General features: G+C 38.8%; 28 protein-coding genes. 11 read left to right on the forward strand and 17 right to left on the reverse strand.

What is annotated here, in order from left to right; all coding sequences use genetic code 11:
- Positions 1 to 167: 167 nt before the first annotated feature.
- The 7 genes from WJR50_RS17990 to WJR50_RS18020 form a co-directional block, all read right to left on the reverse strand.
- On the reverse strand, positions 168 to 1190 hold the full coding sequence (locus WJR50_RS17990) for a ligase-associated DNA damage response exonuclease (protein ID WP_341294695.1): 1023 nt from the start codon (positions 1188 to 1190) through the stop codon (positions 168 to 170).
- 9 nt (positions 1191 to 1199) lie between these two features.
- Entirely contained in the window at positions 1200 to 1826 is a 627-nt protein-coding gene (locus tag WJR50_RS17995; RefSeq protein WP_341294696.1) for a flavin reductase family protein, read from the reverse strand.
- Positions 1826 to 2272, reverse strand: a complete 447-nt coding sequence (locus WJR50_RS18000) for a hypothetical protein (protein ID WP_341294697.1) — start codon at positions 2270 to 2272, stop codon at positions 1826 to 1828. Before WJR50_RS18000 ends, WJR50_RS17995 begins: the two co-directional genes overlap by 1 nt.
- A 42-nt stretch (positions 2273 to 2314) precedes the next feature.
- Positions 2315 to 2581 carry a hypothetical protein gene (locus WJR50_RS18005; RefSeq protein WP_341294698.1) on the reverse strand — a complete coding sequence of 89 codons (267 nt, stop codon included), beginning with the start codon at positions 2579 to 2581 and terminating at the stop codon, positions 2315 to 2317.
- A 141-nt stretch (positions 2582 to 2722) separates the two neighbouring features.
- Positions 2723 to 3442 (reverse strand): SDR family NAD(P)-dependent oxidoreductase, encoded by a 720-nt coding sequence (locus WJR50_RS18010; protein ID WP_341294699.1) that lies wholly within the window; start codon positions 3440 to 3442, stop codon positions 2723 to 2725.
- A 1-nt stretch (position 3443) separates the two neighbouring features.
- On the reverse strand, positions 3444 to 4139 hold the full coding sequence (folE, locus tag WJR50_RS18015) for a GTP cyclohydrolase I FolE (RefSeq protein ID WP_341294700.1): 696 nt from the start codon (positions 4137 to 4139) through the stop codon (positions 3444 to 3446).
- Positions 4102 to 4509 carry a 6-pyruvoyl trahydropterin synthase family protein gene (locus WJR50_RS18020; protein WP_341294701.1) on the reverse strand — a complete coding sequence of 136 codons (408 nt, stop codon included), beginning with the start codon at positions 4507 to 4509 and terminating at the stop codon, positions 4102 to 4104. The genes folE and WJR50_RS18020 overlap by 38 nt, the downstream gene beginning before the upstream one ends.
- 262 nt (positions 4510 to 4771) lie before the next feature.
- Here WJR50_RS18020 and WJR50_RS18025 point away from each other — a divergent pair, with 262 nt between their 5' ends.
- The gene (locus WJR50_RS18025; protein ID WP_341294702.1) at positions 4772 to 5158 is read left to right on the forward strand and encodes a DUF1987 domain-containing protein; all 387 of its coding nucleotides are present in this window, start codon (positions 4772 to 4774) and stop codon (positions 5156 to 5158) included.
- A gap of 14 nt (positions 5159 to 5172) precedes the next feature.
- Here WJR50_RS18025 and eutC read toward each other — a convergent pair whose 3' ends face one another.
- Together eutC and WJR50_RS18035 are read right to left on the reverse strand one after the other, a co-directional pair.
- Positions 5173 to 5931: an ethanolamine ammonia-lyase subunit EutC gene (eutC, locus tag WJR50_RS18030; protein WP_341294703.1), complete on the reverse strand. Its 759-nt coding sequence runs from the start codon at positions 5929 to 5931 to the stop codon at positions 5173 to 5175.
- 5 nt (positions 5932 to 5936) lie between these two features.
- Positions 5937 to 7322 (reverse strand): ethanolamine ammonia-lyase subunit EutB, encoded by a 1386-nt coding sequence (locus WJR50_RS18035; protein ID WP_341294704.1) that lies wholly within the window; start codon positions 7320 to 7322, stop codon positions 5937 to 5939.
- 491 nt (positions 7323 to 7813) lie between these two features.
- Between WJR50_RS18035 and WJR50_RS18040 the strand changes: the two genes are divergently transcribed.
- Positions 7814 to 8149 (forward strand): hypothetical protein, encoded by a 336-nt coding sequence (locus tag WJR50_RS18040; RefSeq protein WP_341294705.1) that lies wholly within the window; start codon positions 7814 to 7816, stop codon positions 8147 to 8149.
- Positions 8150 to 8164: 15 nt separating this feature from the next.
- Here WJR50_RS18040 and WJR50_RS18045 read toward each other — a convergent pair whose 3' ends face one another.
- On the reverse strand, positions 8165 to 8818 hold the full coding sequence (locus tag WJR50_RS18045) for an alpha/beta hydrolase (protein ID WP_341294706.1): 654 nt from the start codon (positions 8816 to 8818) through the stop codon (positions 8165 to 8167).
- A 94-nt stretch (positions 8819 to 8912) separates the two neighbouring features.
- Entirely contained in the window at positions 8913 to 9821 is a 909-nt protein-coding gene (locus WJR50_RS18050; protein ID WP_341294707.1) for a malate dehydrogenase, read from the reverse strand.
- Positions 9822 to 9896: 75 nt separating this feature from the next.
- On the opposite strand from WJR50_RS18050, the gene WJR50_RS18055 reads away from it, so the two are divergent.
- From WJR50_RS18055 to WJR50_RS18085, 7 genes are all read left to right on the forward strand, one after another.
- Complete coding sequence (locus WJR50_RS18055; RefSeq protein ID WP_341294708.1) at positions 9897 to 10886, forward strand: Gfo/Idh/MocA family protein; 990 nt, start codon at positions 9897 to 9899, stop codon at positions 10884 to 10886.
- Between the two features lie 82 nt (positions 10887 to 10968).
- Entirely contained in the window at positions 10969 to 11436 is a 468-nt protein-coding gene (locus WJR50_RS18060; protein WP_341294709.1) for a GbsR/MarR family transcriptional regulator, read from the forward strand.
- A gap of 78 nt (positions 11437 to 11514) precedes the next feature.
- Positions 11515 to 12867 (forward strand): TolC family protein, encoded by a 1353-nt coding sequence (locus tag WJR50_RS18065; RefSeq protein ID WP_341294710.1) that lies wholly within the window; start codon positions 11515 to 11517, stop codon positions 12865 to 12867.
- A gap of 5 nt (positions 12868 to 12872) precedes the next feature.
- Positions 12873 to 13973 carry an efflux RND transporter periplasmic adaptor subunit gene (locus WJR50_RS18070; protein WP_341294711.1) on the forward strand — a complete coding sequence of 367 codons (1101 nt, stop codon included), beginning with the start codon at positions 12873 to 12875 and terminating at the stop codon, positions 13971 to 13973.
- Positions 13970 to 15229 (forward strand): ABC transporter permease, encoded by a 1260-nt coding sequence (locus tag WJR50_RS18075; RefSeq protein ID WP_341294712.1) that lies wholly within the window; start codon positions 13970 to 13972, stop codon positions 15227 to 15229. Before WJR50_RS18070 ends, WJR50_RS18075 begins: the two co-directional genes overlap by 4 nt.
- A gap of 23 nt (positions 15230 to 15252) precedes the next feature.
- A complete protein-coding gene (locus tag WJR50_RS18080) occupies positions 15253 to 15951 on the forward strand; it encodes an ABC transporter ATP-binding protein (protein WP_341294713.1) in 699 nt (232 codons plus the stop codon).
- A gap of 70 nt (positions 15952 to 16021) precedes the next feature.
- Positions 16022 to 16474 (forward strand): BLUF domain-containing protein, encoded by a 453-nt coding sequence (locus WJR50_RS18085; RefSeq protein ID WP_341294714.1) that lies wholly within the window; start codon positions 16022 to 16024, stop codon positions 16472 to 16474.
- A 24-nt stretch (positions 16475 to 16498) separates the two neighbouring features.
- Here the strand turns inward: WJR50_RS18085 and WJR50_RS18090 are convergent, their stop codons facing one another.
- From WJR50_RS18090 to WJR50_RS18105, 4 genes are all read right to left on the reverse strand, one after another.
- Entirely contained in the window at positions 16499 to 17242 is a 744-nt protein-coding gene (locus WJR50_RS18090) for an NUDIX hydrolase (protein WP_341294715.1), read from the reverse strand.
- Between the two features lie 209 nt (positions 17243 to 17451).
- Positions 17452 to 19842 carry an ATP-binding protein gene (locus WJR50_RS18095; protein WP_341294716.1) on the reverse strand — a complete coding sequence of 797 codons (2391 nt, stop codon included), beginning with the start codon at positions 19840 to 19842 and terminating at the stop codon, positions 17452 to 17454.
- Positions 19839 to 21353 (reverse strand): toll/interleukin-1 receptor domain-containing protein, encoded by a 1515-nt coding sequence (locus tag WJR50_RS18100; protein ID WP_341294717.1) that lies wholly within the window; start codon positions 21351 to 21353, stop codon positions 19839 to 19841. The genes WJR50_RS18095 and WJR50_RS18100 overlap by 4 nt, the downstream gene beginning before the upstream one ends.
- A 50-nt stretch (positions 21354 to 21403) precedes the next feature.
- Positions 21404 to 21877 (reverse strand): DUF4231 domain-containing protein, encoded by a 474-nt coding sequence (locus tag WJR50_RS18105; RefSeq protein ID WP_341294718.1) that lies wholly within the window; start codon positions 21875 to 21877, stop codon positions 21404 to 21406.
- 288 nt (positions 21878 to 22165) lie between these two features.
- Between WJR50_RS18105 and WJR50_RS18110 the strand changes: the two genes are divergently transcribed.
- Positions 22166 to 22717, forward strand: a complete 552-nt coding sequence (locus WJR50_RS18110; RefSeq protein ID WP_341294719.1) for a GNAT family N-acetyltransferase — start codon at positions 22166 to 22168, stop codon at positions 22715 to 22717.
- 25 nt (positions 22718 to 22742) lie between these two features.
- On the forward strand, positions 22743 to 23318 hold the full coding sequence (locus WJR50_RS18115) for a DNA-3-methyladenine glycosylase I (protein WP_341294720.1): 576 nt from the start codon (positions 22743 to 22745) through the stop codon (positions 23316 to 23318).
- Positions 23319 to 23325: 7 nt separating this feature from the next.
- Here the strand turns inward: WJR50_RS18115 and WJR50_RS18120 are convergent, their stop codons facing one another.
- Complete coding sequence (locus tag WJR50_RS18120) at positions 23326 to 24582, reverse strand: McrC family protein (RefSeq protein ID WP_341294721.1); 1257 nt, start codon at positions 24580 to 24582, stop codon at positions 23326 to 23328.
- Entirely contained in the window at positions 24545 to 26179 is a 1635-nt protein-coding gene (locus WJR50_RS18125; protein WP_341294722.1) for an AAA family ATPase, read from the reverse strand. The genes WJR50_RS18120 and WJR50_RS18125 overlap by 38 nt, the downstream gene beginning before the upstream one ends.
- Positions 26180 to 26527: the final 348 nt, after the last annotated feature.

Genomic DNA, 26527 nt, shown 5'->3' on the forward strand with positions numbered 1-26527 from the left:
AATAAAGATTTTTAAAATATGAATGGATTAATGAGATTATTAGTAGGTCTGGGAACTGGATACCTTTTTCTAAAAGTTGTTCAACAGCGACCTGTCAGAAATTATATAATTGGCGCCTTAATAGATGGTGCATACTATATGATCAAAAGAAAGCTCAAAAGCTAATGCTAATCATTGCTGTTTTCCCTATCATTCATTTCAGCTAATTCGCCTTCGTAGAGCGTCTCAACTTCATGGGCATTGATTCCTTTTTCTCTTAGCCAACGTGCAAAAGATGCAGTGTAACCGTGGGTGACGTATACATTTTCTGCACCACTGGCTTCAACTGCCTGATTAAGGTCATTCCAGTCAGCATGATCAGATACTACAAACCCTCTGTCAGCAGCTCTTCTTCTTTTCATTCCACGAATAAGCATCCAGCCCGATGCTATTCCTGTACTAAATGGTTTGAGCTTTCTTACCCAACTACTATTTAAAGCTGAAGGGGGAGCAATTACTAAGGCTTTAGCAATTGTTGATTTGTCAGTTTCTGCAATCAGTTTGGGTAGGTAGGGGAGGTCTGCTCCACCATTAATTAATGCTTGATTGGTGTTATAAACCGCTCCATGTAGTAGAATAGGACCAATACTTCGGTCAATACTTTGTATAATACGCTGAGCTTTTCCCAAAGAATAAGCACCGATTACTGAGCATTTTCCTTCCTGCTGGTTTTTAGACCACCAACCATTAATTTCCTGGGCAACCTCATGCTGAGGTCTCCAGTGGTAAATTGGTAAACCAAAAGTAGATTCAGTGATGAAGTTATGACACTTTACAGTTTCAAAAGCGGTTGAAAAACCATCATTTTCCAGTTTATAATCCCCTGAAACTACCCATATTTCACCTTGATATTCTAGTCTGACCTGCGCAGAGCCGTAGATATGCCCGGCGGGATGAAGACTCAGTTTGACTCCATTAATTTGGATAGACTGATGATAGGCCAATGTTTCCAATTGTATATCTGCTCCCAACCTGTATTTCAGTATTGAAGCAGAGTCTTTATGAGACAGATAGTGCTGATGACCCCATCTGGCATGGTCGGCATGGGCGTGGGTGATTACAGCTTTTTTAACAGGCTTCCAGGGATCAATAAAAAAATCTCCCTGAGGACAAAAAAGCCCTTCAGCTGTGAATTCAATAAGTTGAGACATATCAAAAAATTATAACTCTTCAGGCTCTTGATCTGGCTTGGCATAGGTATACCTGGCGATTTTATTAGTAGTATGGTAACTGTCCAAGCCTGAACAGGTAATAGAACCAGCCGTTTCCAAATCTACAAATCCATCATCCTTGATAATACTATCTACCATTGTAATCTCTTTGATTTCACCAATAATAAAAACCGTATCGTTCGTCTGAATGTTTTGTCTCTCCACAAAAGTACATCCCAGCCGCACATTTGATTCTTTTACATAGGGAGCTTTGATTACTTTGCTGTACTCCGGAGTGAAATGACAAGTTTCAAATTCAGATTTGTCCCACCTTGCACTCGTATGATGAGCATTTTTAACGTGAGCGGCAGGAATATGATTGATTGTGAAGTCTTTGGTATTCAGAATATTTTCAAGCGTATGGCGCTCCACGATATGAGGACGAAAAAGTATACCAATTAGCGGTGGATTGGCTCCAACATGAATGATCTGACTAAAAATTGCCAGATTGGTAAGTCCTTCGTCATTAATGCTACCTACCAATGAAACACTCTTAAAACCAGTTAATGAGTTGATAAGATTAGTCCGATATCTTTTATCGTACTGCGCTATATCTTTATCGCTGATATGTATCATCAAATTTCCACTGCCTGTTCTAAAGAATCACAATATTTAATATCCAGTTGATCTACAATCAGGTCCTCGTGATCTTTATTGATTTGTAGTTTGGCGATCTCTACTGATTTTTTAAACCAGGGTTCTGGGGGAAGAATTTTACGATGAACTTTAAGTCCTTTTTCAAACATATCCTTTTTCCAAACTACAAAATACCACTCCATAGATGGCTGATGAAATGCTTTCAGTGATCTTTTATCAAAAATAAATTTCTGGTTGTAACCTTTATCAACCAATTCGCTTATTTTGAAAAAAGTCTCTTTGAAGTGTTCAATAGGAACATAATCAGACCTTAAAGAACAAAGGACTATTCTTTTTTCTTCGTTATAAGAAACTTGAGCAAATCTGGAGGTGAAGAAAATTTCAAACTTGTATTGTGTAATTTGATTATCAGCAATGTTTTCCATGATTCATTAGGGCTAAATAGTTAAAAAGCTATTCACGAAATATCAATGAAAGCTTTGATTGCTATTCAAACGGTCGTTATTAATCTGCTTTTTTAAATTAGTGAGTTCATTTTCCAAACGGGTAGCATATTCTACCGTAGTTTTCATCATGTCTTGTTGTGAAGTGATTTGCTCCTTAAGAAAACCAAGCTCGTCTTTCATTTCGCTTAGTTTTTTCTCATAATTTTCTTTAAGCTTAGCTTTCTCAATCTCAGCTTTTTTAAGCTCTTCTTTGAAAATCAAATAAGCTTCGGGTGGGGTCCTCATCATAAAATATCGTTAAACAACATTCATTTAAAACAAATGCAGGTAGGCACTGATAGATTTTCAAGACAATAACTATGCGATAATACAAAAAGTTTAACTCTTTTTTTCAAAAGTTAAACTCTGCTTACAAAAAAATAATTTAAGTTAAAGTGTTTTAAGTGTGGATAGCCCTCCATCAACATGTAAGACCTGACCGGTAATCCAACTACTCTGGTCGGATAGCAGATACTGCGCCATATTAGCAATATCACCGGGTTGCCCATATCTGCCAATTGGATGTCTTTGATCAGATGCTTCCTTCTTTTCTTCGGAGGATAATAGGTTTTTTGCCAAAGGGGTATCTGTAAGTGATGGAGCTATAAGATTTACTCTTACCTTTTTAGAGGCAAACTCAGCAGCTAAAGAACGTCCAAAGCCTTCTAAAGCACCTTTTGCGGCTGCAACGGATGTGTGATAGTTTAGTCCCAATTGAGCTGCTACCGTACTGAACAGAACAATACTCGCCCCCTCAGCATTCTTAAGTTTCTTAATACATTTTTCTATCACCTTGATCGCTCCCAAAACATTGATTTCATAATCTCGCATGAAATCATCTGCTTTCAGTCCCTGAAAAGGTTTCAAAGTAATGGTTCCAGGTAAATAAACCAGGCCATGTAATTCGTCTGGGAGCTCATCCAATTCATCAGAAATATCTAACACATCCAAAGAGATATGTGTAACTTTCTTGGCGATTTGCTCATCAGGTTCTTTACGAGAAGCCATATAAATATGCGCTTCTGTTTCTACAAGCCTATTGATAAGCGCAGCTCCAATTCCCGAAGTGCCGCCAATAATTAATATATTTTTATCTCTAAAATCAGCCATCTCAATCAAGATTTAAGTAATTCAAAAATTCTCTTTTCTTGTTTTCTTCTTCAAATTTGCCTCCGTAGTAAGAGGTTATGGTTTTGCTGGTTACATCCTGTACACCGCGAGAAGAAACACACATATGTGCTGCGTCCACAACTATGGCTATATCCTCGGTCTGAAGCGTTTCTTTTAGCTCCTGAGCAATTTGTACAGTCATTCGTTCCTGTACCTGAGGTCTTTTTGCGTAATATTGTACAATTCTGTTTATTTTAGATAGGCCAATTACATATCCATTAGAGATATATGCTACATGCGCCTTACCGGTGATAGGTACAAAGTGATGCTCACAACTTGAGAAGAAGGTGATATCTTTTTCCACCAGCATCTCATTGTACTTGTATTTATTCTCAAATAAAGTGGCAATTGGCTTGTTTTCAGGTTTTATTCCACTAAAAATTTCTTCCACATACATTTTTGCAACGCGCATGGGAGTACCTTTCAGACTGTCATCATTGAGGTCAAGCCCCAATATGTTCATGATTTCACGAAAGTGTTTTGCAATTAACTCAATTTTAAGATTGTCATCTTTCTCAAAAGCATCAGCTCTTAAAGGAGTATCAGTAGAAGTAGAAATATGATTATCGCCAATTTCTTCGGCGTTATTGTATTGTTCGTCAGGATGGGTATTCAACAAAGTTTCTTTCAGTTTCATATAATATTACTTTTAAATCTAACTCTTCATCAATTTGAGGTCTCAACTTATTCCAGATTACTATGGCTATATGCTCAGCTGTAGGATTAAGTTTTTTAAATTCCTCAACATCCAAATTTAAGTTTTTATGGTCAAAATGATTGGTTACCTCTGCTTTGATCAAATCGCTGAGCCACTTCATATCACAAACATAGCCAGTTTGAGGGTCAGGATACCCGCTTACTCTGACGATTAATTCATAATTGTGTCCGTGATAATTTGGGTTATTACACTTTCCAAAAACAGCTCTGTTCTTTTCTTCAGACCACTCAGGATTATGTAAGCGATGTGCAGCATTGAAATGCTCTTTTCTAAATACACTAACTTTCATGATTTGCTAACTGCATACGAATTAATGTTGTTTAACTTTTATTCAAATAAACATGAACAAACTACCGTGGTAAGCTTACGTTCATTTATCAAAATAGTTGGATATTATTTAACAATATCTCCATACATAAACTATTTCCTGAAGATATGGATACGTTTTAGTGAGAAAAGCTTAAATTTTTACATTTATTTGCTTACCTGATTTAATTTTTGAAGAATCAAGTATTCACTAGAACTTTTCTATTTGCCATAATTATTAATGCATGAATAGCCTGTACCAATCCAAGACTCCCCGAACACCAGAAATCATACTGGACCCAAAAAATGGTGTTTTTGAAATAGAAGGTCGTTCAATTCCTGAAAATTCTGTTGAATTTTACCAAAAGGTAATGCAATGGATGGATGCATATCGTCAAGAACCTAATCCACATACCAAATTTGTTGTAAAACTAGAATATTTTAATACGAGTTCCTCTAAGTGCCTGGTAGATATACTAAGGAAACTTGAAAAAATATATACCGATGGCAATGATGTGGTGTTAGAGTGGTATTATGATGAAGAAGATGATGACATGCGGGAATCAGGGGAAGATTTTGAAGAAATCCTGAAAATTCCGGTTCGTATGATTCCTTTCCGGGATGAAGAATAACAGTAGCATAAGTATTAACCTTTCAGACTGATTTGTAAACCATCTTTAAGCTTTACACCCGACAGTTTTCTTCTGAATGACTCTTGGATCAAATAAGTCAGTTTTTCGGCGGCTACCACGTAAGGCATTCCTTCTGGTCTGACATTGGATATACAATTTCTTTTTTCATCAGTGTTGCCTTTTTCAGGATTGTAGGTCAGGTAAATGCCCAGGCTATCCGCAGCGCTTAGCCCTGGCCTCTCTCCAATAAAAATAACAGCTAATTTACTTCTCATCAAGGCTCCGATCTCATCACTCACAGCCACCCTGGCATGCCGTACGATACTTATTGGTGCCAGACTAAAACCTGATTCTTTAAGCTTTGGAATCAAAATTTTGAACAAAGGAGGGATGTGCCTATGTATGGCCTGGGCCGACAGTCCGTCTCCAATGATGAGTGATAGGTCAGATTCTACTTCTGGTGATGGTAAATCCTTCCGACTTTCATCACTAAGCTGTTTACCCCAATCCGGACGGAGCAGATAAGTCTGTCTGTCTTCTGCCTGCGTATGCAGTGTGATGATCTCCTGTTGAAGAGGTTGAAGTGCTTCAGTCAATGCTTTCTCATCCAGAGGCGTATGCACAGCATCCCTGGCAAGTGCATGGGCCTGTTGAAACTTAAGCAGTTCCTGAGTAGTGATACTGCTGCCTGCTTTTCCCAAAGCGATTCGTGCGGCAGTATGTTTTCTAAGGCTTTGCCAAAAATCCTTTTTATATGTGGGGCTGTCTGACATACTGTTTAGGTGAATAAAGGGTTTTCATTGAGTAATTGCTGGGTATTTTGAGTAGATGACAACTTAAGATGACCATCCATGATGCTCCATTTTTGAAGCCAGGCATCAAATTCCGGAGCCGGTTTTAGGTTAAGTAACTGACGTACATATAGAGCATCGTGAAATGATGTACTTTGATAATTAAGCATAATATCGTCAGCACCAGGTACTCCCATAATGTAGTTACACCCAGCATTGGCTAAAAGGGTCAGGAGGTTATCCATATCGTCCTGATCTGCTTCAGCATGGTTAGTGTAGCACACATCGCAGCCCATAGGTAGCCCCAGTAATTTTCCACAGAAATGATCTTCCAATCCGGCACGAATGATTTGCTTACCATCAAATAGGTACTCTGGTCCTATAAATCCAACCACTGTATTCACCAGCAGAGGACTAAAGTGACGTGCTACTGCATATGCCCGGGCTTCGCAGGTTTGCTGGTCTACTCCATGATGTGCATTGGCAGAAAGTGAACTTCCTTGCCCGGTCTCAAAATACATAACATTCTGGCCTAAAGTACCTCTACCCAGGGAAAGGGCCGCCTCATACGCTTCCTGAAGTAGTGATAGGTTAATACCAAAGCTTTGATTAGTCTTTTCTGTTCCGCCAATAGATTGGAATACGAGGTCAACCGGACACCCCTTTTGTATAGCCTCAATTGTTGTGGTTACATGGGAGAGTACACAGGCCTGGGTCGGAATCTCAAATTTGCTAATCACTGCTTCCAGCATTTCATATAACTGAATGACAGTTTGTACATTATCTGTGGCAGGATTTATACCGATCACCGCGTCGCCACTTCCATAAAAGAGCCCATCTAACAGACTGGCTGCAATTCCTTTCAAATCGTCAGTAGGGTGGTTGGGCTGAAGGCGTGTAGAAAAATGGCCTTTCAGACCGATTGTATTTCTGAATTTTGTTACTACTTCACATTTATTGGCTACCAGGATCAGATCCTGAATTCTCATGATCTTGCTTACTGCGGCTACCATCTCAGGAGTTAGTCCTGAACTCAATGCTGACAGTACATTTATGTCAGTTTCATAAGATAATAGCCAGTTTCTGAAATCGCCTACAGTAAGATGGCTGATAGGAGAAAAGGCAGCTTTGTCGTGCTGATCAATGATCAAGCGGGTAACTTCATCTTTTTCGTAAGGAATGACAACATCTTCAAGAAATGTTTTAAGAGGTAATTCTGCCAAAGTCATTTGTGCAGCTACTCTTTCTTCGGCATTCTCTGCTACTATTTCTGCCATCTGATCTCCTGATCGGAGGGGACTAGCTTTGGCCAAAAGCGTTTTCAGATCAGCAAAGTGAAAGCTATGTTGACCAATGGTATGTTTATAAGTCATTATAGACACCTAAGTTTCTTAAAAATAAAGAATCACTGAGATATGAAAAACTTTAAACACTAACAATTTTAAGCTTAACACTTCAGCACTTTTAATGGTTGTAAAAATAGATCAAGCCTAACTTCAATGAACATTCAGAAAGTATTTGGAATTTTTTTTACACTATTAGGAACAGCCATATTGATGTTATCCGTGTACGCAATGATATCAGGACCGATTGTGGTTTTTGAAACAGAGGTAACTGCAATGAAAGCTATCATACCTGCCATACTCGGCATAATATTTTTCTCGGCAGGGGTTAAATTTTTTCGCTAAATGAGACTCAAAATGTCATTGATTTACAAGTAAATGCAAAAAAAAAGTGTTAGCTTATATGTCTGCTTAAGATTACTTATTCTGACTGATACTTTATAAACATGAGGGTATCATTGAGATAGTGTTCAGGATTTAGTTTTTCGCTGTTCAGCAAATCATATCAACCTTATAAACCTATGAAGAAATCACCTAATTCTGATGAGAACACAAAATTAGTCATGTATTCAGAAGAGGCATATATAATGCATCTGGGTAAGGAGTACGAGGAGAAAATTCTGAATGCTCAAAAAACCATGAATCCTGTGATTACGGTTAAAAATATCAACGGATGTAATTCTTCTATACCTCTGGAAAGGGCGCTCAACCTTCTTGAAAAATATTACAAACTGACTAAACAGTCTTCTGGTATCAAGGATGACAGTACAAAAACTAATGTAGCCCCTATTGATAAAAAGACGAAAATTAAGGATAGAAAAGTTGCTGAAAAGCTCATGCTGGCCGGCACATTTTAGTGCATTTTTGGCTGATTATTTCACTTGGTTTGCCAGCCATTCTTTGACATCATTGAAGCAATCCATATTTACCTCGTGGGCCATATCGTATTCCTTGTAGGTATAGTCCAGATGCAATGTCCTTAGATAGTCATTCGTAGCCCTTCCCAAGAAGATGGGTAACACCTGATCGCGCGTGCCATGTGTTGCAAAAACTTTCAATTTTCTAAGTTTTGGTTTGAAGTTAAGCTGAGGGGTTATCTCTTTCAGTATGTATCCGCTCATAGCCACTACACCGCTCACCCGGGATGTTTCGCTGAAAGCCGTCGCATAACTCATAATTGCTCCCTGACTGAATCCACAAAGGTAGATTTTATCCATATCAGGTTGGTATGTTTCAATTGCCTCATTCATAAAACTATTTAACAGTCGGCGGGCATGCATAACCTGCTGAATATTAGCGCTTGGAATGCCGCTGGTTAGATCAATATTGAACCAGGCATAACCACCAAAACCGTAGGATATGGGAGCCTGTACACTTAAAATCAGGTATTTGGGATCTAATAATGGGGCGAAAGAAAACAAATCCTGTTCATTACTACCTAAACCATGCAGTAGTATCAGCAATGGGGGTTTGCTATCAGACTTTGTCTGGGGATCTCTTTTGATATGTTTTAGTGAAAAGGGCATATTACTTATTCTAATGATGAGGCAAGATAGTTATGAACTTTAGAAAATACTTATTTTTTAGCAATTTACCGAATCGTATTTTTCTACTTTAATCTTAAGGATTTACCTTTTGAACTACATCTCTGATCACCTGGGCAGAATATTTAAATGCTTTCACTTCTTCTTCAGAAAGGTTAGGTTGAAAAACCCTTGTGAAACCTTTTCTTCCTGTGGTAGCAGGTAATGATAAACATACATCTGTTTCTTTTAGATAACCGTTGATCAACGTACTTACCGGAATCGTGCGGTGGTTATCCAGGTAAATGCTTTCTATCACCAGGGTAGTAGCCATTGCAATTGCAAAATTGGAGTATCCTTTTCCTCTTACAATTTCGTAACCTGAGCTGGCGGACTCTTTTATCAGCTTAGCAGATTCTTCCGCATCAGTGATAATTTCACCACCTGCAAAAGCAATGCTCAGCGCGTGAAACTGGGTGTCGCCATGTTCACCTAAAATATATGCCCTGATATCATCGGGGTGAATCCCTTTTTGTTCTGAAAGCCTCTTTCTGAGACGAGCACTGTCAATTAGTGTACCGACACCCATGACTTGCTGGGGCTTTAACTTACTCAGTTTAAGGGTAAAATAGGTCATAACATCAACCGGATTGCTCACAATTAGAAAAATTGCTTTTTGATTTTTGGCCTTAAGCTTAGGGACAATTTCTTTGAACAGCTGATAGTTTCCGGGAGCCATTTCAAAACGACTGCTAAAATGTTTTTCATAAGGAACTGATAAGCATAGCACATAAACATCAGCTGCTGGTGGATTTTCAAGAGGTGCTGCACCAATCTTCATTGATTTTTCCGTAAAAGCCTGACTATGCCTCAGATCAATAGCATCGCTTTCTGCTTTTTTGAGGTTACGGTTGACCAGTATCAGTTCATCACCTACTTCTTTGATGATTAGTGTATAGGCTATTGTGCTTCCTACGTGTCCCATACCGATGATCGCTATCTTCATATTTGCTTATTGTACATGATTGTCTAATTTCACCATATATCAATTTTTAACAATTTTTTATCTAATACCAAACCTATGAAAGCTTTACAATTGGGAATACTGAGTGTATCAGGATTCTTTCAGAAGAAAATAGCTATTCCGGTAGCCAAGTCACCCCTGATAGATATTGCCGCCATTGCTTCACGTTCGGAAGAGAAAGCAAAAAAAGCAGCCCAGGAATACGATATTCCTAAGGCTTATGGCAGCTATGAAGCGCTGCTCTCTGATGATTCAATAGAAGCCGTGTATATCCCATTGCCTAATCATCTGCACGCTCAGTTTATCAGACAGGCTGCTGATGCGGGCAAACATATTATTTGTGAAAAGCCTATCGCTTTAAATGCTAAGGAAGCTGAAGAAAGCATCGCCTATGCTAATCAAAAAGGAGTTAAAGTAATGGAAGCATTTATGTATCGCTTTCATCCCCAGTGGCAACATGCCAGAGAGTTAATTCGGATGAAGGAAATAGGAAAGGTGCAACTAGTGCAATGCTTTTTTGCATACAACAATACTGACCCTTCTAATATCCGCAATCAGGCGGATGCCGGTGGGGGAGCCATACTGGATATTGGATGTTATGCGGTTTCATCCAGCAGATTCCTGATTGGTGCAGAACCCAAAAGGGTAGTTAGCCTGACTCACTTTGATCCAGCATTAGGCACGGATATCTTGTCTACTGGCATTCTTGATTTTGGAGATAGCAGGGCAGAATATACGATTGGTACCCAGACTTTTCCTTACCAGCGGGTAAATGTGCATGGTTCAAGTGGAGTGATCTCTATTGAGATCCCTTTCAATACACCTGCTGATGTAGAGACACGTATAATAGTAACCAATAGTGTGGGTACCAGAGAAGTTTTGCTTGCCCCTGAAGATCAATACATTCTGGAATTTGAAGCTTTTGCCAAAGCCATTAAAGAAGATACAGAAGTACCTACCCCGCCGAATGATGCTATCGCGAATATGAAAGTACTGGACGCTTTGTTTAAATCATCAAAAGAGAATCAATGGGTAAGTATTAAATAAATAATTTGTTCAAAAATAATTGAACTAATAAAACCAAACTCGTTCATTGCCGTTATAACGATATTAAATAGCTAGTTTGATTATGACGGAAGAAGAACTGAAGCATGAAACGGAAGATTTGGGGCTTGCATTTGATAAGCTTGGATTAACACCTATGGCAGGGAGGGTTTTGGCCTATCTTATGTTGTCAGATCCTCCTTATCGTTCATTTGATGAAATTGTTGAGCATTTGCAGGCGAGTAAAAGTTCTATCAGCAATACCCTGAAGTATTTGGATCAGGTGGAAATGGTGAACTATAAAACCTTTCCAGGTGACAGGAGAAGATATTTCAGAGTAGCCCCAGAAAGATGGATTGCACAAATCAACATCCACGAAAAATTTCGCTCAATGGTCAATATCCTTAATCATGTGTTGGAAATTCGTAGTCAGGAAGGTGATGAATTAACCCCCGGCCTCAAAGATGTGAGAGATATGTATCTATACTTTGAAACTGAAATACCCCGCATGTTTGAGCGATGGGAAGCCATTAAGAAAAAAAGGGAAGCGTAAAAAATTTTATATTTTTAGTTCTTTTACTACAGAACTAATCAAATACATTGAATTAAATGTAATGAAATCTAATTTATCATGAAATACATGATCGTTGTCATTTCGCTACTGTTACTCTCAAATTATCTCTATGCTCAGGAAAAAGGTGAGAACATCAGTAGCTATAAGGAGGAAAAAGTATATGACCTTGAAAGTTGCATTTCCTATGGTTTAGCGAATAAAGCTACTCTCCAGGCTAAATCATTGGAAAAAGAAGCTGCTCATGAGCTAAGACAGAATGCAGTAAAGCAGCTTTTGCCAGATATTTCTTTCATTGCTAACCTTGACCATTACTGGCAAATCCCTGTGCAGGCTTTTCCCGCCGAGCTAGCCGGAGGACCCGAAGGAGAATTTATTCCGGTTAGGGTGGGTACTCCCTGGAATCTCAATGCGGGAATAAGTACAGAAATAGATTTGATCAATGCTTCAAAATGGAAGGAGATCAGGGTTGCAAACCTCAGGCAGCAAATGAATACCTATGAGTTTGAAAATGAGGAGGCATTGCTGAAGCAATATATTGCATTGGCTTACTATAATACCCAGCTCGCTAGTCAACAGTCATATTTTTCAGAACAAAACTTTGAAGTCCAGCAAGCAGTCTTTGTGTATGTTAAGTCAAGATTTGATGAAGGAGTAGTAGAACAAATTGACTACAATAAGGCTGAGTCAGCTATGCTTAATGCTAGAAATCAATGGAGGTTATCACAAAAAAATGCTCATAATCAAGAGCTGGAGCTTAAGTTTTGGATGGGAATGCCTATTGATGAAGCTCTTCAGCTGGTAAAAGTGAGCTGGAAGGCTGATTGGATAGGAGCTAATAAATTTGATAGTCTTTACCTGCAAACTCACCCTGCTTATCAGGCATTGCAAAGCCAGGTACTTCTTTCCGAAAATCAAATGCAACAAATAGGAGTGAGCAGATTACCGAAATTAACTGCCTACGCTGGCTATTCACAATTAGCTTTCAGAAATGATTTTGATTTCTTTGATGGTAGTCGTGAATGGTACAGTACCGGCCAGCTGGGGCTCCGGCTCAATATTCCAATCTTCAGTCGGGGTCAGATTTCCGGAGATGTCAAGATTAATCGTTTGCAGCTAGACCAGGCACAAAAAAAGCTAAGTGATTTTGAGCTTGAAAAAAGGATGGAGTATCAACAGTTAATCAATGATCTTCAAACAAGTCAGGAAAGTATTGAAAGCCAGGAAAGACAGCTTAAGCTTGCTCAGGAAAACCAAAAAATTGCCCGGGTAAAGTATGAAAACGGAGTCTACACATTCTCAGATTATCTGGAAGTTCAAAAGGAAGTATTGCAAGCACAAAAAAATTATCTGGAATCCTTTGCCAGATATTATTCTGCTCAAGCTGAACTGAACTACTTACTTCAAAAGTAAACCTCATGAGAGTTTCATTCAAGTTATTATTAATTCTAGGAATCGGTTTCCTAAATGCCTGCCAGTCTGAGCAGGAAACGATTAGCCCTGAATATAAAAAATTGACCAGTGCGGTCTATGCTTCAGGCAATATAGAGCCGCTAAATGGATATCAATTATTTGCACCTTCTGCTGGAATTTTACAGCAGAAATTAGTCAATGCCGGAGATAAGGTAATACAAGGACAGCCCTTGTTTATCATTAGTCAGGAATCTTCTTCTTTACAGTTAGAGAACGCCAGAGAGAAACTGTCTACCGCCAAAAGAAATGCTGCTGATAATTCATCAATGTTAAGAGACTTACAATTCAAGCTTGAACAGGCAAAAGAACAGTATTTACAGGATTCGGTGAATTACGAACGGCAGCAAAGTCTGATGAGTCAGAATGCTACCTCAAAAACTGCGGTAGAACAGGCAAGGTTAGCTTTTCTAAATTCAAAAAGTACTTTTCAATCATCAAAAGTAAACTTAGCGCAAAATCGTCAGGATTTAAAAGACAGGTTGAAGGAAGCTGAGATTCAGTATCAGCTTGCAGCAGAAGAGCAAGGGAACACAGTGATGAAAAGTCGCATCAACGGCAGAGTTTATCAAACTTATCTGAAGGAAGGGGAGATGGTCAGTACTAATCAACCACTGGCTAGTATTGGTGATGATGATGAATTCTATTTGCAATTAATTGTAGATGAAAGAGATATTGCGAAAGTAGAACCTGGCATGAAGGTGCTTTTTTCTACCGAAATTCTTACAGACAGTGTCCTGGAAGCTGAAGTTACAAAAATCTATCCTTATATGAATGAGGAAAATCGTTCTTTCAGAGTAGACGCCATCATACCTAATACCAGTATATCTCTCTACGATGGTGCATCCGTTGAAGCAAACATCATTATTGAGCAGAAAGATCGTGCATTAGTGATTCCCCGTGCTGCGCTTATTGGTGAAGATAGCGTGCTGGTAGAAAGGGATGGTGAGGCAGTTAAGGTAAAAATCGTTAAAGGAATACAGAATCTTGAAATGGTTGAGATCTTAAGTGGGATTGAAGAAGACGCAAAACTGATTACACAAAGATGAAAAACTTTAAGCTAAGTTATCAAATTGCTAAAACACATCTGCGAGCAAGGTTGAAACAAACCATTGTGGCTACCCTGGGCGTAACTTTCGGCATTGCGGTATTTATTTATATGATAAGCTTTATCACCGGTAGCAATGATTTTTTCATTGATATCATGATGACGAATTCTTCTCATGTACATATTTACAAAGAGATCAAAGCCAAAGAAAACACCTTAGTGGATAAAGTTTTTAGCGGCGATGAGTATGTGAATCAAGTTACCCATGTCAAGCCAGAAAGTTCGGGCGTTAATATCAAAGATGGATTTGAGATCGTAAAGATTCTGCGTGAGGACCCACGAGTATTTGGTGTTTCCCCTACGGTTACTTCACAGGTATTTTATCGTTATGGTTCTGCTAATCTTACCGGTACAATCACCGGCATTGAACCTGAGCAGGAAGATAAACTTTTTAGGCTGGGAGAGAAAATTACTACTGGTGAACTGGAAGGTTTATATACTACTTATAATGGAATCATTATGGGAAAAGGCCTGGCAGAAAAACTAAATGTAGAAACCGGTGACCGAATCAATGCTACTACCCCCGAGGGAAATACGCTGATGTTGCAGATTGTAGCTATTTTCCGTACGGGATTGGTTGAAATTGATAACTCGCTAAGTTATGCTACTATCAAAACTGTACAGAAAATACTAGGTGAAAATGGTAACTACCTCACCGATATTAAGCTTAAGCTTCATGACTTGAATACTGCTGATGTGGTGGCCAGAGAATACGAAAAGCAATTCGGATACAAAGCAGACGACTGGATGACAGTGAATGCTGCCATGATGGCCAATGTGGATCTTAATAATATCATTGTATACGGCGTAGTCATTGCCATACTATTCGTTGCCGGTTTTGGTATTTACAATATACTGACCATGATGATCTATGAAAAAATGAAAGACATCGCTATTCTGAAGGCAATGGGATTCTCCGGAAAAGATGTGAGGCAAATCTTCATGACCGAAGCCTTGGTGGTTGGTCTCATTGGAGGCGTTTTGGGTTTAATATTAGGGTTCTTGCTTGCTTATGCCATGACATTTGTTCCTTTTGAAAGTGATATCATGATTGAGATGGATCATCTTCCAGTCAATTTCAAACTGTCATACTATATCGCTGGTATTGCTTTTGGCTTGATTACCACAACCTTTGCCGGCTATTTTCCCGCTCGCAAAGCTGCTAATGTTGATCCAATCGCCATTTTAAGAGGTTAATTTTCTTTGCAAATTTATTAATTATGGCTACGCTCTTATCTGCAAGAAATATTAACAAATATTTCTACGAACCTACCAAATTTCATGTGCTAAAAGATATCAACTTTGACATAGAAAGGGGAAAATTCGTTTCTATCATTGGTAAATCCGGGAGTGGCAAATCTACCCTCATGTATCTTTTATCCACAATGGATACCGATTATGAAGGAAAAATTACAGTTAACGGAGAACTTCTTACCGGTAGAAAGCCCGAAGAACTTGCTCGTTTTCGCAACGAAAATATTGGCTTCGTTTTTCAATTTCACTATTTACTTCCTGAGTTTAGCGTCTTACAAAATGTTATGCTCCCCGCCTTGAAACAGGGTAAGTATTCCGAAGCAGAAATACGCCAAAGAGCACTTGATAAGCTATCTCTACTGGATATTAAAGATCAGGCGGATAAGAATGCTAACAAATTATCAGGTGGGCAGCAGCAACGCGTTGCTATCGCCAGAGCACTTATCAATGATCCCCTCATCATTATGGGTGATGAACCAACCGGTAACCTGGATTCTCACAATTCTGAAATTGTATTTGAGATATTAAAAGAACTTACCCAAAAACAACATCAAACCATTATTGTAGTCACCCATGATGAGGATTTTGCCAAACGTACTGATCAGGTGATTGAAATGGTAGATGGAGAAATCGTCGGTAGCCATCTGATTGATGCTGCTCAATAAAACATTATGCTGGTTTTATATTGAGATTTATGAGGTTTTGCTATATTCATGAAGCTAATCTATAATTTAAATGTTACATGACCTCTACGCCCTGGCATACATCAGTATCGCTTTAGAGGAGTTCGACAAACCTAAACTCGTTGCACTTGCAAACCACGCCAATCAAAAAAACAAGAGATTGGATGTTAGTGGATACCTATGCTTTAAGCACAATATGTTTTTTCAATATTTGGAAGGTAGTAAAATCAATGTAATTGGTCTCATGAATGAAATAGAATTGGACAGCAGGCATCAGGTGATCAACGAGATACATTTTGGACATATCACTGAGCGAAAATTTTTAGGATGGTCTATGCGTTATCTTGATGATGAGCAACTCCGAAATGTGAATCTGGAAGATATGCTAAAATGGATCTTTTCCAGCATGAAAACAGAAAGTTCGTCAGTTGATTTACTTAAAAATAAAGTGCAGAGTATGATTGATCAGATCAAAGTACTGCGTGGTAAAAATGTAATTTCCTGAATTTGTAATTTGCAGGCTTAAAATTTACCAATCTGAAGTTAAACCTTCTTTGAGCGCTTTTTCATAGTTTTTGGTATCAAAAATGTAAAGATAAGGTGCTTTGTGTGCGCCTCCCATTCTTCTTTCATCCAGCCTTTTGAGGATACCATAACTTAATATTTTACGCTGGAAATTTCTTCGGTCTAAACTTTTGTCAAGTAAAGTTTCGTACAAAGCCTGTAGCTCAGGCATAGTGAATTTTTCTGCGAGTAGGTTTTTACCAATGGGCTGATATTTCAATTGCCTTCTTAATGTTAAAAGAGCTTTTGAAATGATTTCTGCATGATCTAAAATTAAGGTGGGTATTTCTTCAAGAGAAAACCACTCGCAGGCTTCAGATATCCGGTCAGGTTGCGGAATAACCTTGGAGTAATCTACCAGCGCGTAATAACCAATGGTAATGAAACGCTGCATGAACCATTCTTCAAGAGCCGGATCAATCACTCTCTTACTAAAAAGCTCTTCATTATGGTTTTGATCATTTCTCTTGACCTCACCAAAGAGGTGAAACTGTTGCAGGAAAATATGGTCTAAACCAGTTCTTTCTTTTAATACCCGAATGGCTGCATGATCTACGTCTTCATCTTTATCAATAAATCCCCCTGGTAAGGCCCACTTGTCCATGTTTTTCATTCTTAGAAGTAATACTTTAAGCTGGTTTTCATGAAAACCAAAAATTACACAGTCCAGGGAGATTGAGGGGAGAAGTTGATTTATGTTTTGATTCACAGTTTATCGCTCGGTTACTTCGCTAAATATGAAAGAATGAAGTGAAAATTAAAAAAAAATAAAAGATCAGATGGTAATGAAGTATGAACATACTGGCGAATCTTCATTTTAATACTTGACGATAACAGTAATCATATTCATATGATACTGAGAATGTTAAAATATATTACTCAAGCATCCTACTGATACCAAAAATTACAAAGCCAAAGCTAAGGGTTTAAGGTCAATGATTTCCTTCCTATCAAATCACCTCTACCATTGAAAAGTCGTACTTCAGCGGGTTTAGCTGCCTGACTTGGATTGAAATACTGTACTGTCCAGGTCGGAAAATTATCTCTGGGTTTTTCTGAAAATGGTATTTTTACCCCATCAGAGTAGAATGCTAATTTCACATTCTTGTTCTCAGATGCGGTAGCGTTGATCCAGAGGTAAACGGGTACACCATTTCCAACATTAAATGTATCCTGCGAAGGAGGAGGGTTAGTAATTTCGTCTCTGGTAGGCTCTTTGGTTAAAAAACGTATGTCGTCCTCGTTCTCAATATTTGCATACTGATTAACGATATTAGAATATTCTATGTATTTATTATTGGCTGTTTGAAACTCGCTTGTTCCTCTCCGCAATGATGCAGCTTTTTTCCAGGCATCAAGATGTTGGGATACTGTCACCATACCTGCTTCATTCAAAGCTTGTGCTTCATTAAAACTGTTCAGAATATCTATTTTCTTTTCAATTGACTGTTGGCTATCCTCATTCAGAAATTTTTTGTTTTGATCAGATAGTAACCTTTCATATTCTGATAGCAGGACATCATCACTGCTATTCATAACTCCACTTTCAATCATTTTGATGGTATCCTGAATATCTTTTACTCTGAACACCTGTTCAACGTCATTGAGAGAAATAGACTTGTCGGTAAATCCCATTCTCCGGAGAATTTCGGCTTTCAAAGAATCTGATTCTCTACGGGCGTTTTCAGCTGTTTGCAAGCTTCCATCAGCAATATGGTAGAAGTACAGTGTAGCTAAAAAGAGTAAAAAACAGATACCGCCCGCAATACCTACGATGAGGTTTATTTTTTTTGCTCGCTTCGCTTTTTGCCTTTGCTCTTCTTCTTTTCTCTTGTATTCTGCTTCTATCGCTGCTTTTTCTTCTGTTTCTTTAAGTTGTTGTTCTCTCCGACTTTTTCTAAGGTAACTTTGTACTTCTTCAAAATTATCGTCATAACGTTCTGCCCATGCCTGGTTGGTATTCTGCTCTTCTCTCCAGTTGAGGGCAAACAGTAGGTAGGGATCAGTAAGCAGCGATGTCTTTTCTTCTTTATACAATATAGCCGCATCAGATAAGCGCTGATACGTGCGGACAGATTCCTGCTCCTCACTGGTCCAACGAATCAAACGTTTCCAGATGCGCATAAAACTTTCGTGCGAAATGTCTATGATGGTATTGGGTTCCAGGGGCTGGCCTGCTGGGGGCATTAAAAAGGAACGACTGGGCTTACGAAAGACTTCTATCACATCTTTAACCTCATCCTCGCTGGCTTCGGCAATATCGCAGAGGGTACTGAGCTTGGTAGGTCTTCTCACCCCTCTGCTATCTGAACCAACATCGGTGAGCGCTTTGAAGATTTTTTGACAAACGATCTTAGACCTTCCGGAAGGCAATTCCTTGTAAGCTCTTTCTGCGTGTTGGTCCAGCGCTTCCGACATGGTACCAATTCTTTGGTAATGTTCTAAGTCCAAAGGTTGGTCTGGCTTTTCTTCTTGTTCCCAGGCTGCCCAGGTGCGGTTGAGTGCATGTTGCAAAATGGACAATTGATCAGGATTGTCTCCCACATCATTGATCAACCTCATAAGCAGGCGATCGGTGATTTTACCCCCCGCTACTTCTATTGGTCCCGTAATTGCGCTTTTGCGTTCTCTACGCTTCATCCTGGGGACCAGATACTGCCCTTCGTTGATCATTTCGGGCAGCCCCCTGAATTTTGAGCAATCTCCCAAAAAGTCTGAACGCATGGTAATGACTACGTAAATGGGGAGCTCATTTTGCTTCGCTGCTTCTAATAGCAGGTTAACGAACGCAATGGCACTATCTTCGTTTTCACGGCCCTGAGTACGTAAATTCTGAAAGCGAAATAGTTCTTCAAACTGGTCTACTACGATGAGTAAATTGCTATCACGGGGTAGCCGAGCCTGTTTGTAGCTTTCAATTAAGCCCAGTTTGCTTCTCTGTAAATTTGTGGTAAGCACTGCCGAAAGAGGAAGTTTACCCACCTTATCAGTAGGAAATAGAATGCCCGGCTTTGCCAAAGCCAAAGCCATTTCCCTGATAGGATCATTGCCGGGACGAAACTTGGCAATACGCCAACTGCTACCTGCTTTGGGCATATACCCCCCATGTAAGGCAGGAAAAAGGCCGCAGTTGACCAAAGAAGATTTTCCACTACCCGATGTGCCTACCACTGCCAGAAAACGACGTATACTGAGCTTGTTGATCAGTTCATCAACCTGCGTTTCTCTGCCAAAAAAAAGATAGTTCTCTTCTTCATTAAATGGACGTAGGCCAGGAAAAGGATTGGTATTGACAGAAGTTAATATCATAATACAGAGACTTGTTCTATTTTTTTCAGAAACTCATTCATTAGTTCAGGTGAGAAGCCTCCCATGCCATTAATGACATTTTCCATTCCCAGCTCTATCATCTCAATTTTGTCTACTGTATCAGGATCAGCCAGATAAGTATAGGTAGCAAGCAAAGGTTTTTCTCTTTGATAGCTGTTAATTTTCTTGATCTCACTCATCTTACTTCGCTTCCAGTATTCATCTCCATTTCCATAAAAAAGCAGTATAGCATCACAGCTTTTCAGATTTTCTTCCAGGTCATTACGGATACTACTACTATCACCTTCAAAGAGAGGGATGTTAACTTCCAGCTGTTTGGAGATCAGGAATTTACGTATTGGGAGAGTTTCCGCTCTGTCTTTTGCATCACAGATCAGAAAGATTTTTTTCTCTGAGCTTTCTTGGTCGGATAAGACAGTTTGATTTGGATTTTCTAGCTGCCTTAGTTTATCAAAAATGGTGGATTTGAAAACTTCAAGGCTACCTTCAATAACATCAGCGCCTCTTTGAGCATCTTCGTTTTCGTTAATATTTTGAATAAATTCTCTTTGCCTTTCATCTTGAACACCAGTACGATTGGCAATCCAAATCATACGGCTTAATGTATTTGTTTTACACTTTTCGGCAGCTATTTCATTCTGCAAAATGATAGCGGACTTTTCTTCAGGGCCATCAGGTATTCCCCCATAGAGTTTTCCTACCAGATGTATGGCAAGCTGTGATTTATCCAGTGCATCACTAACTTCCTGCTTAAACTGATCAGCATAGATGGATAAACTTGTATCCGGTAATACCTCATAGCCATGACCTTTCAGTTCTCTAACGAGCTGGTCTCTGGCTTCTAATAGTTCATAGCTGGTTTGAGCTACATAGATTGTACTCAGTTTCTTCTTACCAGTAGATATATCTTTTGCTGGATTATCGGGAACAGTTTCATCACGGGCTTCATTCAACATGTTGATAATTTCCTGTATGTCGTAAGCCAGGTCATCCACCCGATTGAGGTATGCCTGCTCTGCTTCGCCTCCAAAAATTTTATTGAATTCTTTGGGACGACCATTTTCATCAAGCTTAAAAAACTCATAACCCAGCGATTCTGCTATTTCCTCAGGCATCTTTTCTCTATTGACAGGAGTTTTGATCACCTTCAGTATGCGAGACTTGTTTTCAACCCTGATACCCAGATTTTGTGTAGCCGCTTTGTAAAACTCTTTAATTTCTTTAGTACACCATTCAGAATTTATGTAACGAGGAGAAATCACAGAGATAAAGAGGGCTGTTTTTGGAAATTGCTGCACGATTTCATCGCTAAAGATATCCAGACCCTTTAGTTTGTTGTCTCTCCAGATCTTGACGTTTTCACCCAGTTTCATACTAACCAGAGACTCCAGTGAGGCATGAAAGTCTGATATCCAGCCTTCATCTTCATCACTTATCGGTTTATTGTCTATGTGTGCATAACTAATGAATGCATGTTTCTCAAATTTCATGGTAATAAGGATGATAATGGGGTAAAATAATATTGGCTACTTCTGTATTATTAAATGACACTTTTTTCCATAGAAGGAGTAGTAGCAATAGGTTTTTTATCTACCGATTTCTCCATTTGTTTGGACCAGGTAGCGTTCTCTTTGGAAATGATCATTTCAACATTTTGTACAAGAAGGTTGAAGGCTCCTTCTTCATGATAAGGGTCAGTATTAGTGAGGTACAAGAACTTCTGGAGTTTGAGTGATTCACTTGTACTTCGGTAAGAAATCCAGTTCTCCTGATATTTGTATAAGCTATTAACTGCGGTGATAGCAGCTACAGTAACGCCTATCACTCCGACGATAATTGCAATAAAATTATACTCAGAGGTATAAGCCGAAAGAAATGGAATGGAAGATGAAGAAACAACTGTAATAAGTTGCAAACGCTTGTACATGCGTTGGTTGGAAGAACTCTTGCGGCCATACCATACAATCTGGTCTTCCAGCCTAGTTTCAACGTATTCTTCAGGCGTAACACTCATACTTAGGTAGTTTAAGGTTATGTAGGCAAGCATAAACGGTTAGGCACGTTTACTGGTCGGTTCTGCTTTGCTGAAACTAAGCATTTGTGACTATTTTTCCTAATAAAAAGGCTTTTTGAGAAATTTCTATATAAAAAAAAGCTGAGCGTATAAGCTTCTTTGAATATTTTTGGTGCTAGTAGTAATAATTAATATTGCATTAGTATTAAATGTGTTCTTTGATGTAGATATAATATGCGGGAAAAGCTAAATTTACCACCCTGACATTTGAACTGAATCATCACTTTTATGATAGCCTACGAACTGAGTAATTCTGAAGACACACTGCATCAGATACTGGAGCTACAGTTTAAAAATCTGGAATCACAGATCAGCATAAATGAGCTAAAAAAAGAAGGATTTGTAACAGTTCACCACACTTTGGAATTACTATCTACCATAGGAGGAAATTTTGGTCACATGGTGGCAAAAGCTAATGGTGATGTAGTCGCTTATGCACTTGTCATGCTCAAAGAGTTTGGGAACAGTATACCTGTGTTGGTTCCCATGTTTGAAAAGATCAATACGCTGCAATTCAAAAATAAGGCGTTATCAAATACGAATTATCTGGTGATGGGACAGGTTTGTGTAGATAAAGCCTTTAGAGGAAAAGGTTTGTTTTATGAACTCTACACCCAGATGAAACTACATTTATCCCATGAATTTGATTACCTGATCACTGAAGTGGCTACCCGTAATCCCCGCTCAATTCGTGCGCATCAAAAGCTGGGATTTGAATGCATCTACAATTATCAGGCTGATGGTGAAGACTGGGATATACTACTGTGGGACTGGAAATAATATTAATGATTCAATTTCAGAAATTATGCAAGAACCTGTACGCTGTGACTGGTGCCTGAAAGACCAGCTTTACAAAGACTATCACGACTTTGAGTGGGGTATACCCGTTCATGATGATCAAAAATGGTTTGAGAAAATCATACTTGACGGTGCTCAGGCCGGATTGAGCTGGTATACGATTTTGGTGAAAAGGGAAAATTACCGGAAAGCTTACGAAAACTGGGATATCGCTAAAATTGCTACTTATGGAGAGGAAGACTATAACAGGTTGATTAACAATGCAGGAATCGTACGGAACAAATTAAAAGTAAAAGCATCCATCCTGAACGCGCAGGCTTTTCTCAGAATACAGGAAGAATACGGGAGTTTTGATCAGTATATCTGGCAGTTTACCGGCAACAAAACCATCATCAACTATCCTGAAAAACTAAGTGATGTTCCCGCAATCAGTCCTGAATCAGACGCGCTTAGCAAAGACCTCAAGAAGAGAGGATTCAAATTTGTAGGCTCTACAATCTGTTATGCCTTTATGCAGGCGGCCGGTATGGTAGACGATCATCTGGTAAGTTGCTGGAGAAAAACTGATACATTAAGATTGTAATGTAAAGTTAAATATTCTGTGCTTTTGTCAGTTTTTTGTTCAATATCTGCTCCAAAAGCTCGTTCGGCCACATAGGAGAAAGTCTGTCATTCGTTCCAAATAAGTCAACATACGCTATTTCACAGCTCATTGAAGATTCCTCCCAATGCTGAAAGTTGGCCGAATATCCAACTGATTTGTTCTGTAAAGGATAAAGAAGAATGCCTCTGTGCGCATTGAAAAAACGATTGTAAATGTAAATCTGCTTGAGGTCAGCATCTTCCGGTTCATTGTTTTTAAGCAGCTTCCATTTGGTATCCAGAATGATATTTTCTCCATTGGCAGTAGTAAGAAGCATATCAGGTCTGATGCTTCTTCGCCTCCAGAATTTGCTGAGAGTCTGTGATTTAATTTTACAACCGTAGGAGGGGGCAAGTTCACAAAGCTTCTTGTTTACATATTCCTCAAAAAGCTGTTGCATGTTTATTAAAAAACAATGACATCTAAGATCCCCAAAACTTACTTTAGGTTTAAGTTCAAAAAGAATCATTCTTGCCCATTGAATTGCCTTTTCATAATGCACCTCATTTCTGGAAAGCTTTATCCGATTAATTTTTTGTATATCAATACTGGAAGTTGAACTGGGGAAGTAGGCTAGTAACTTCTGGGTTTTTGAGATGATTTCCTGATTTGACGTCAGAGACAACACTTTTTCCAGTGCTTCTTTAATATAATCGTTCAGCAAATGTTGGGTGTCAAAAACCTGATGCTCAGCGTAAACTTTTTCCTTATGAACACAATTCTTACGAATCTGCTCGCTGAACAATATTCTGCCACTGAACTTGTGTTCATTCTTTTGCTCTTTACGGTAATGCTTAACCATACCCTTAGCTGCCAGTGCTTCTACTTCTTTGATAAACTGCAATAGGAAAAGATCAAATAATTTTCCCTTTCCCTGAGCCAGACTACTGGGTAAATGCATGGAAGGTAATCTTCCGGTAGTTTTTAACATGTCCAGCAATAACAGTTGGGCCTGAGCGCTACCTTGCTGAGATGTCTTAGGCAGAATTTCAATAGTCAAATGATCTAAGGCGATCACCCCCACATAATGAAGAGCACGGATTCCCTGATGTATGATCTGAAAATAGGGAGGGTATTGGGTTTCATTAAGGCGCAACAGTTGTTCCCAATGATGGGCGGTAAACACCACACCCTCTTTCACATCACCTATACGTAATGTCTGATGCTCAAATATCTGAATATGATGATGGCTGCTCTTTCTCATAAATCTTCCTTACTGCCTCTAAAAATGCTTCATTGGACAAAGGACGCAAAACATACGATTTTTTATCGTAATTATCATCGAGTACCGGATATTCGGTGTCATACTTTGGAAAGAAAAAATTCTTTTCGTCATGAGTGTCCGCAAAAAAAGCCTGCCCGATCACCCATTGTATTTTGCTGTAATCGTCAAAAAAATATTCCTGCAAGAGAGGAATAATCTGTTGATAAAATACTTCTTTTAGCTTATTTAAAGGATCTGGGTCATGTAATACCGGCAAAAAATAGGCATGGCCAAGCGTATGTTCTCTGTCCAGCAGGCGTACTAAACGAGCGTTCATCATGCGCAGCATTTTCTCAAGATCAACCTTTTTGGAGATATCGTTCGTTTTTGTGGTATATTTTTCCGTTTCTTCAGCAGCCATTGAGGAATCTGATAATTTTGCATCATTATCAGTTTTCAGTAAGTATGCTTCAGAGCGAACTTCCTGAAAATCAAAACGACGTCTTAATGCAGTATCCAGATTGCTGATGCTTTTGTCCGCAGTGTTCATACTGGCCAGAATATATAGATTAGGCGGCACACTGAACCTTTCTCTTGAATAGGGTAAAATCGTACTAAGACCCAGAGTATTTCCTGCTCTTTTATCTTTTTCTAGCAAGGTGATCAATTCTCCCAGTATGGCCGCCACATTTCCGCGGTTGATCTCATCAATGATCAGTACAAAATTTCCGGCTTTGTTAAAGTCATCTTCTTTAAGATGTTGGTATTCAAAGTTACTGATTTCCCGCTTCATGTTCTGGTACAGTTCATCATTGACTGGCCTGCCCATGAGCCGGTGATTACTAAGCAGGTAATTGTAAGTGGTGTTTCGTGTATTTTCAAAAATTTTGAGACGGTTAAAGACCGACCAGTAAAGACTTGCGTTACTTTTTCCTGTCACTTTCTGAATATCTTCATTTACATGTTCAATGTCGTCTACAGTATTAAAATGACGATACATCATAGCCATGCTAACCTTAGTGACACCGTAAGTGCGGCTCCCTCTGCCATAGCGGAACTGCAGCGTGTCATTCTTATTGATATCTACCAGATAAAGCGGCTTTTCAGATTTGGTCTCAAAGACCACTTCCTGATTGTCATCCTGCATACTTCTTTTAAGATAGTCAAGAAACTCATAATAGATCGCGTCAAAGTTACGTTTATACTGACCTTCACTGTCTTGCAGTAATCTTTTCTGCTGGTTCTGGTACAGTGAATAGGCAGCATTTAAGCATATTTGCTTAAAAATTCCATCCTCAATATCATAGTAAAGGTCGTCTTTTTCATTTTTAAAAGGCTTTAATCCTTCTACAAAATCTTCGTAAGAAAAAGAAGGGTGAAATGTGATCAGTGCTATTTTACCTTCTCTCTGGTATTTTTCAAATTTTGCCTGAAGCAGATGGGCTTGATTTAAGGGGTAGGCTTTCTCAAAAGTTTGCTCATCAGATTTTTCCACAATGCGCACTGCCTGCCGGATGCATTGCAATGTCTTACCTGTACCGGGTGGACCATAAAAAATCACATTGAGTGGGTAGGAAAAAAAGTCATTTTTCATCATCCAAATTTACATAACGAACTTATTGAAGCAAAATTGATAAGTTGCTGATTTGTAATGCTTTAAAAATTACTAACAAACATATGCTTAGGAAACATGATCATCAAAACTAAAGTCAATACCAAACAGATTATCTTCTAAAAAAGAACAGCAGAGGAAAGCTTCCGATATATTAAGCGTAAGTTCTTACAGAAGAAAAATCAGATAAACCTGATCAATTATAATTTTTACAAATCCATCAATAATTAACGGACTTGTTACTGATTTTTGTATTAATGGGAGAAGTTTGCTTCTATTCCTGATAAAATACTATTGCTTGATTGAAAATAAAATAAAGGCTCAAGCATAATT

The organism is Catalinimonas locisalis, assembly GCF_038039535.1.
Lineage (GTDB): Bacteria > Bacteroidota > Bacteroidia > Cytophagales > Cyclobacteriaceae > Catalinimonas.

Coding starts and splice junctions, on each gene's coding strand:
- WJR50_RS18050 (WP_341294707.1), bottom strand. CDS start 9,821: ATGAAGATAGCGATCATCGGTATGGGACACGTAGGAAGCACAATAGCC.
- WJR50_RS18060 (WP_341294709.1), top strand. CDS start 10,969: ATGACGGAAGAAGAACTGAAGCATGAAACGGAAGATTTGGGGCTTGCA.
- folE (WP_341294700.1), bottom strand. CDS start 4,139: ATGAAACTGAAAGAAACTTTGTTGAATACCCATCCTGACGAACAATAC.
- WJR50_RS18100 (WP_341294717.1), bottom strand. CDS start 21,353: ATGAAATTTGAGAAACATGCATTCATTAGTTATGCACACATAGACAAT.
- WJR50_RS18080 (WP_341294713.1), top strand. CDS start 15,253: ATGGCTACGCTCTTATCTGCAAGAAATATTAACAAATATTTCTACGAA.
- WJR50_RS18055 (WP_341294708.1), top strand. CDS start 9,897: ATGAAAGCTTTACAATTGGGAATACTGAGTGTATCAGGATTCTTTCAG.
- WJR50_RS18045 (WP_341294706.1), bottom strand. CDS start 8,818: ATGCCCTTTTCACTAAAACATATCAAAAGAGATCCCCAGACAAAGTCT.
- WJR50_RS18000 (WP_341294697.1), bottom strand. CDS start 2,272: ATGGAAAACATTGCTGATAATCAAATTACACAATACAAGTTTGAAATT.
- eutC (WP_341294703.1), bottom strand. CDS start 5,931: ATGTCAGACAGCCCCACATATAAAAAGGATTTTTGGCAAAGCCTTAGA.
- WJR50_RS18040 (WP_341294705.1), top strand. CDS start 7,814: ATGAAGAAATCACCTAATTCTGATGAGAACACAAAATTAGTCATGTAT.
- WJR50_RS18020 (WP_341294701.1), bottom strand. CDS start 4,509: ATGAAAGTTAGTGTATTTAGAAAAGAGCATTTCAATGCTGCACATCGC.
- WJR50_RS18110 (WP_341294719.1), top strand. CDS start 22,166: ATGATAGCCTACGAACTGAGTAATTCTGAAGACACACTGCATCAGATA.
- WJR50_RS18075 (WP_341294712.1), top strand. CDS start 13,970: ATGAAAAACTTTAAGCTAAGTTATCAAATTGCTAAAACACATCTGCGA.
- WJR50_RS18005 (WP_341294698.1), bottom strand. CDS start 2,581: ATGATGAGGACCCCACCCGAAGCTTATTTGATTTTCAAAGAAGAGCTT.
- WJR50_RS18105 (WP_341294718.1), bottom strand. CDS start 21,877: ATGAGTGTTACGCCTGAAGAATACGTTGAAACTAGGCTGGAAGACCAG.
- WJR50_RS18065 (WP_341294710.1), top strand. CDS start 11,515: ATGAAATACATGATCGTTGTCATTTCGCTACTGTTACTCTCAAATTAT.
- WJR50_RS18085 (WP_341294714.1), top strand. CDS start 16,022: ATGTTACATGACCTCTACGCCCTGGCATACATCAGTATCGCTTTAGAG.
- WJR50_RS18095 (WP_341294716.1), bottom strand. CDS start 19,842: ATGATATTAACTTCTGTCAATACCAATCCTTTTCCTGGCCTACGTCCA.
- WJR50_RS18025 (WP_341294702.1), top strand. CDS start 4,772: ATGAATAGCCTGTACCAATCCAAGACTCCCCGAACACCAGAAATCATA.
- WJR50_RS17990 (WP_341294695.1), bottom strand. CDS start 1,190: ATGTCTCAACTTATTGAATTCACAGCTGAAGGGCTTTTTTGTCCTCAG.
- WJR50_RS18115 (WP_341294720.1), top strand. CDS start 22,743: ATGCAAGAACCTGTACGCTGTGACTGGTGCCTGAAAGACCAGCTTTAC.
- WJR50_RS18125 (WP_341294722.1), bottom strand. CDS start 26,179: ATGATGAAAAATGACTTTTTTTCCTACCCACTCAATGTGATTTTTTAT.
- WJR50_RS18120 (WP_341294721.1), bottom strand. CDS start 24,582: ATGAGAAAGAGCAGCCATCATCATATTCAGATATTTGAGCATCAGACA.
- WJR50_RS18010 (WP_341294699.1), bottom strand. CDS start 3,442: ATGGCTGATTTTAGAGATAAAAATATATTAATTATTGGCGGCACTTCG.
- WJR50_RS17995 (WP_341294696.1), bottom strand. CDS start 1,826: ATGATACATATCAGCGATAAAGATATAGCGCAGTACGATAAAAGATAT.
- WJR50_RS18070 (WP_341294711.1), top strand. CDS start 12,873: ATGAGAGTTTCATTCAAGTTATTATTAATTCTAGGAATCGGTTTCCTA.
- WJR50_RS18035 (WP_341294704.1), bottom strand. CDS start 7,322: ATGACTTATAAACATACCATTGGTCAACATAGCTTTCACTTTGCTGAT.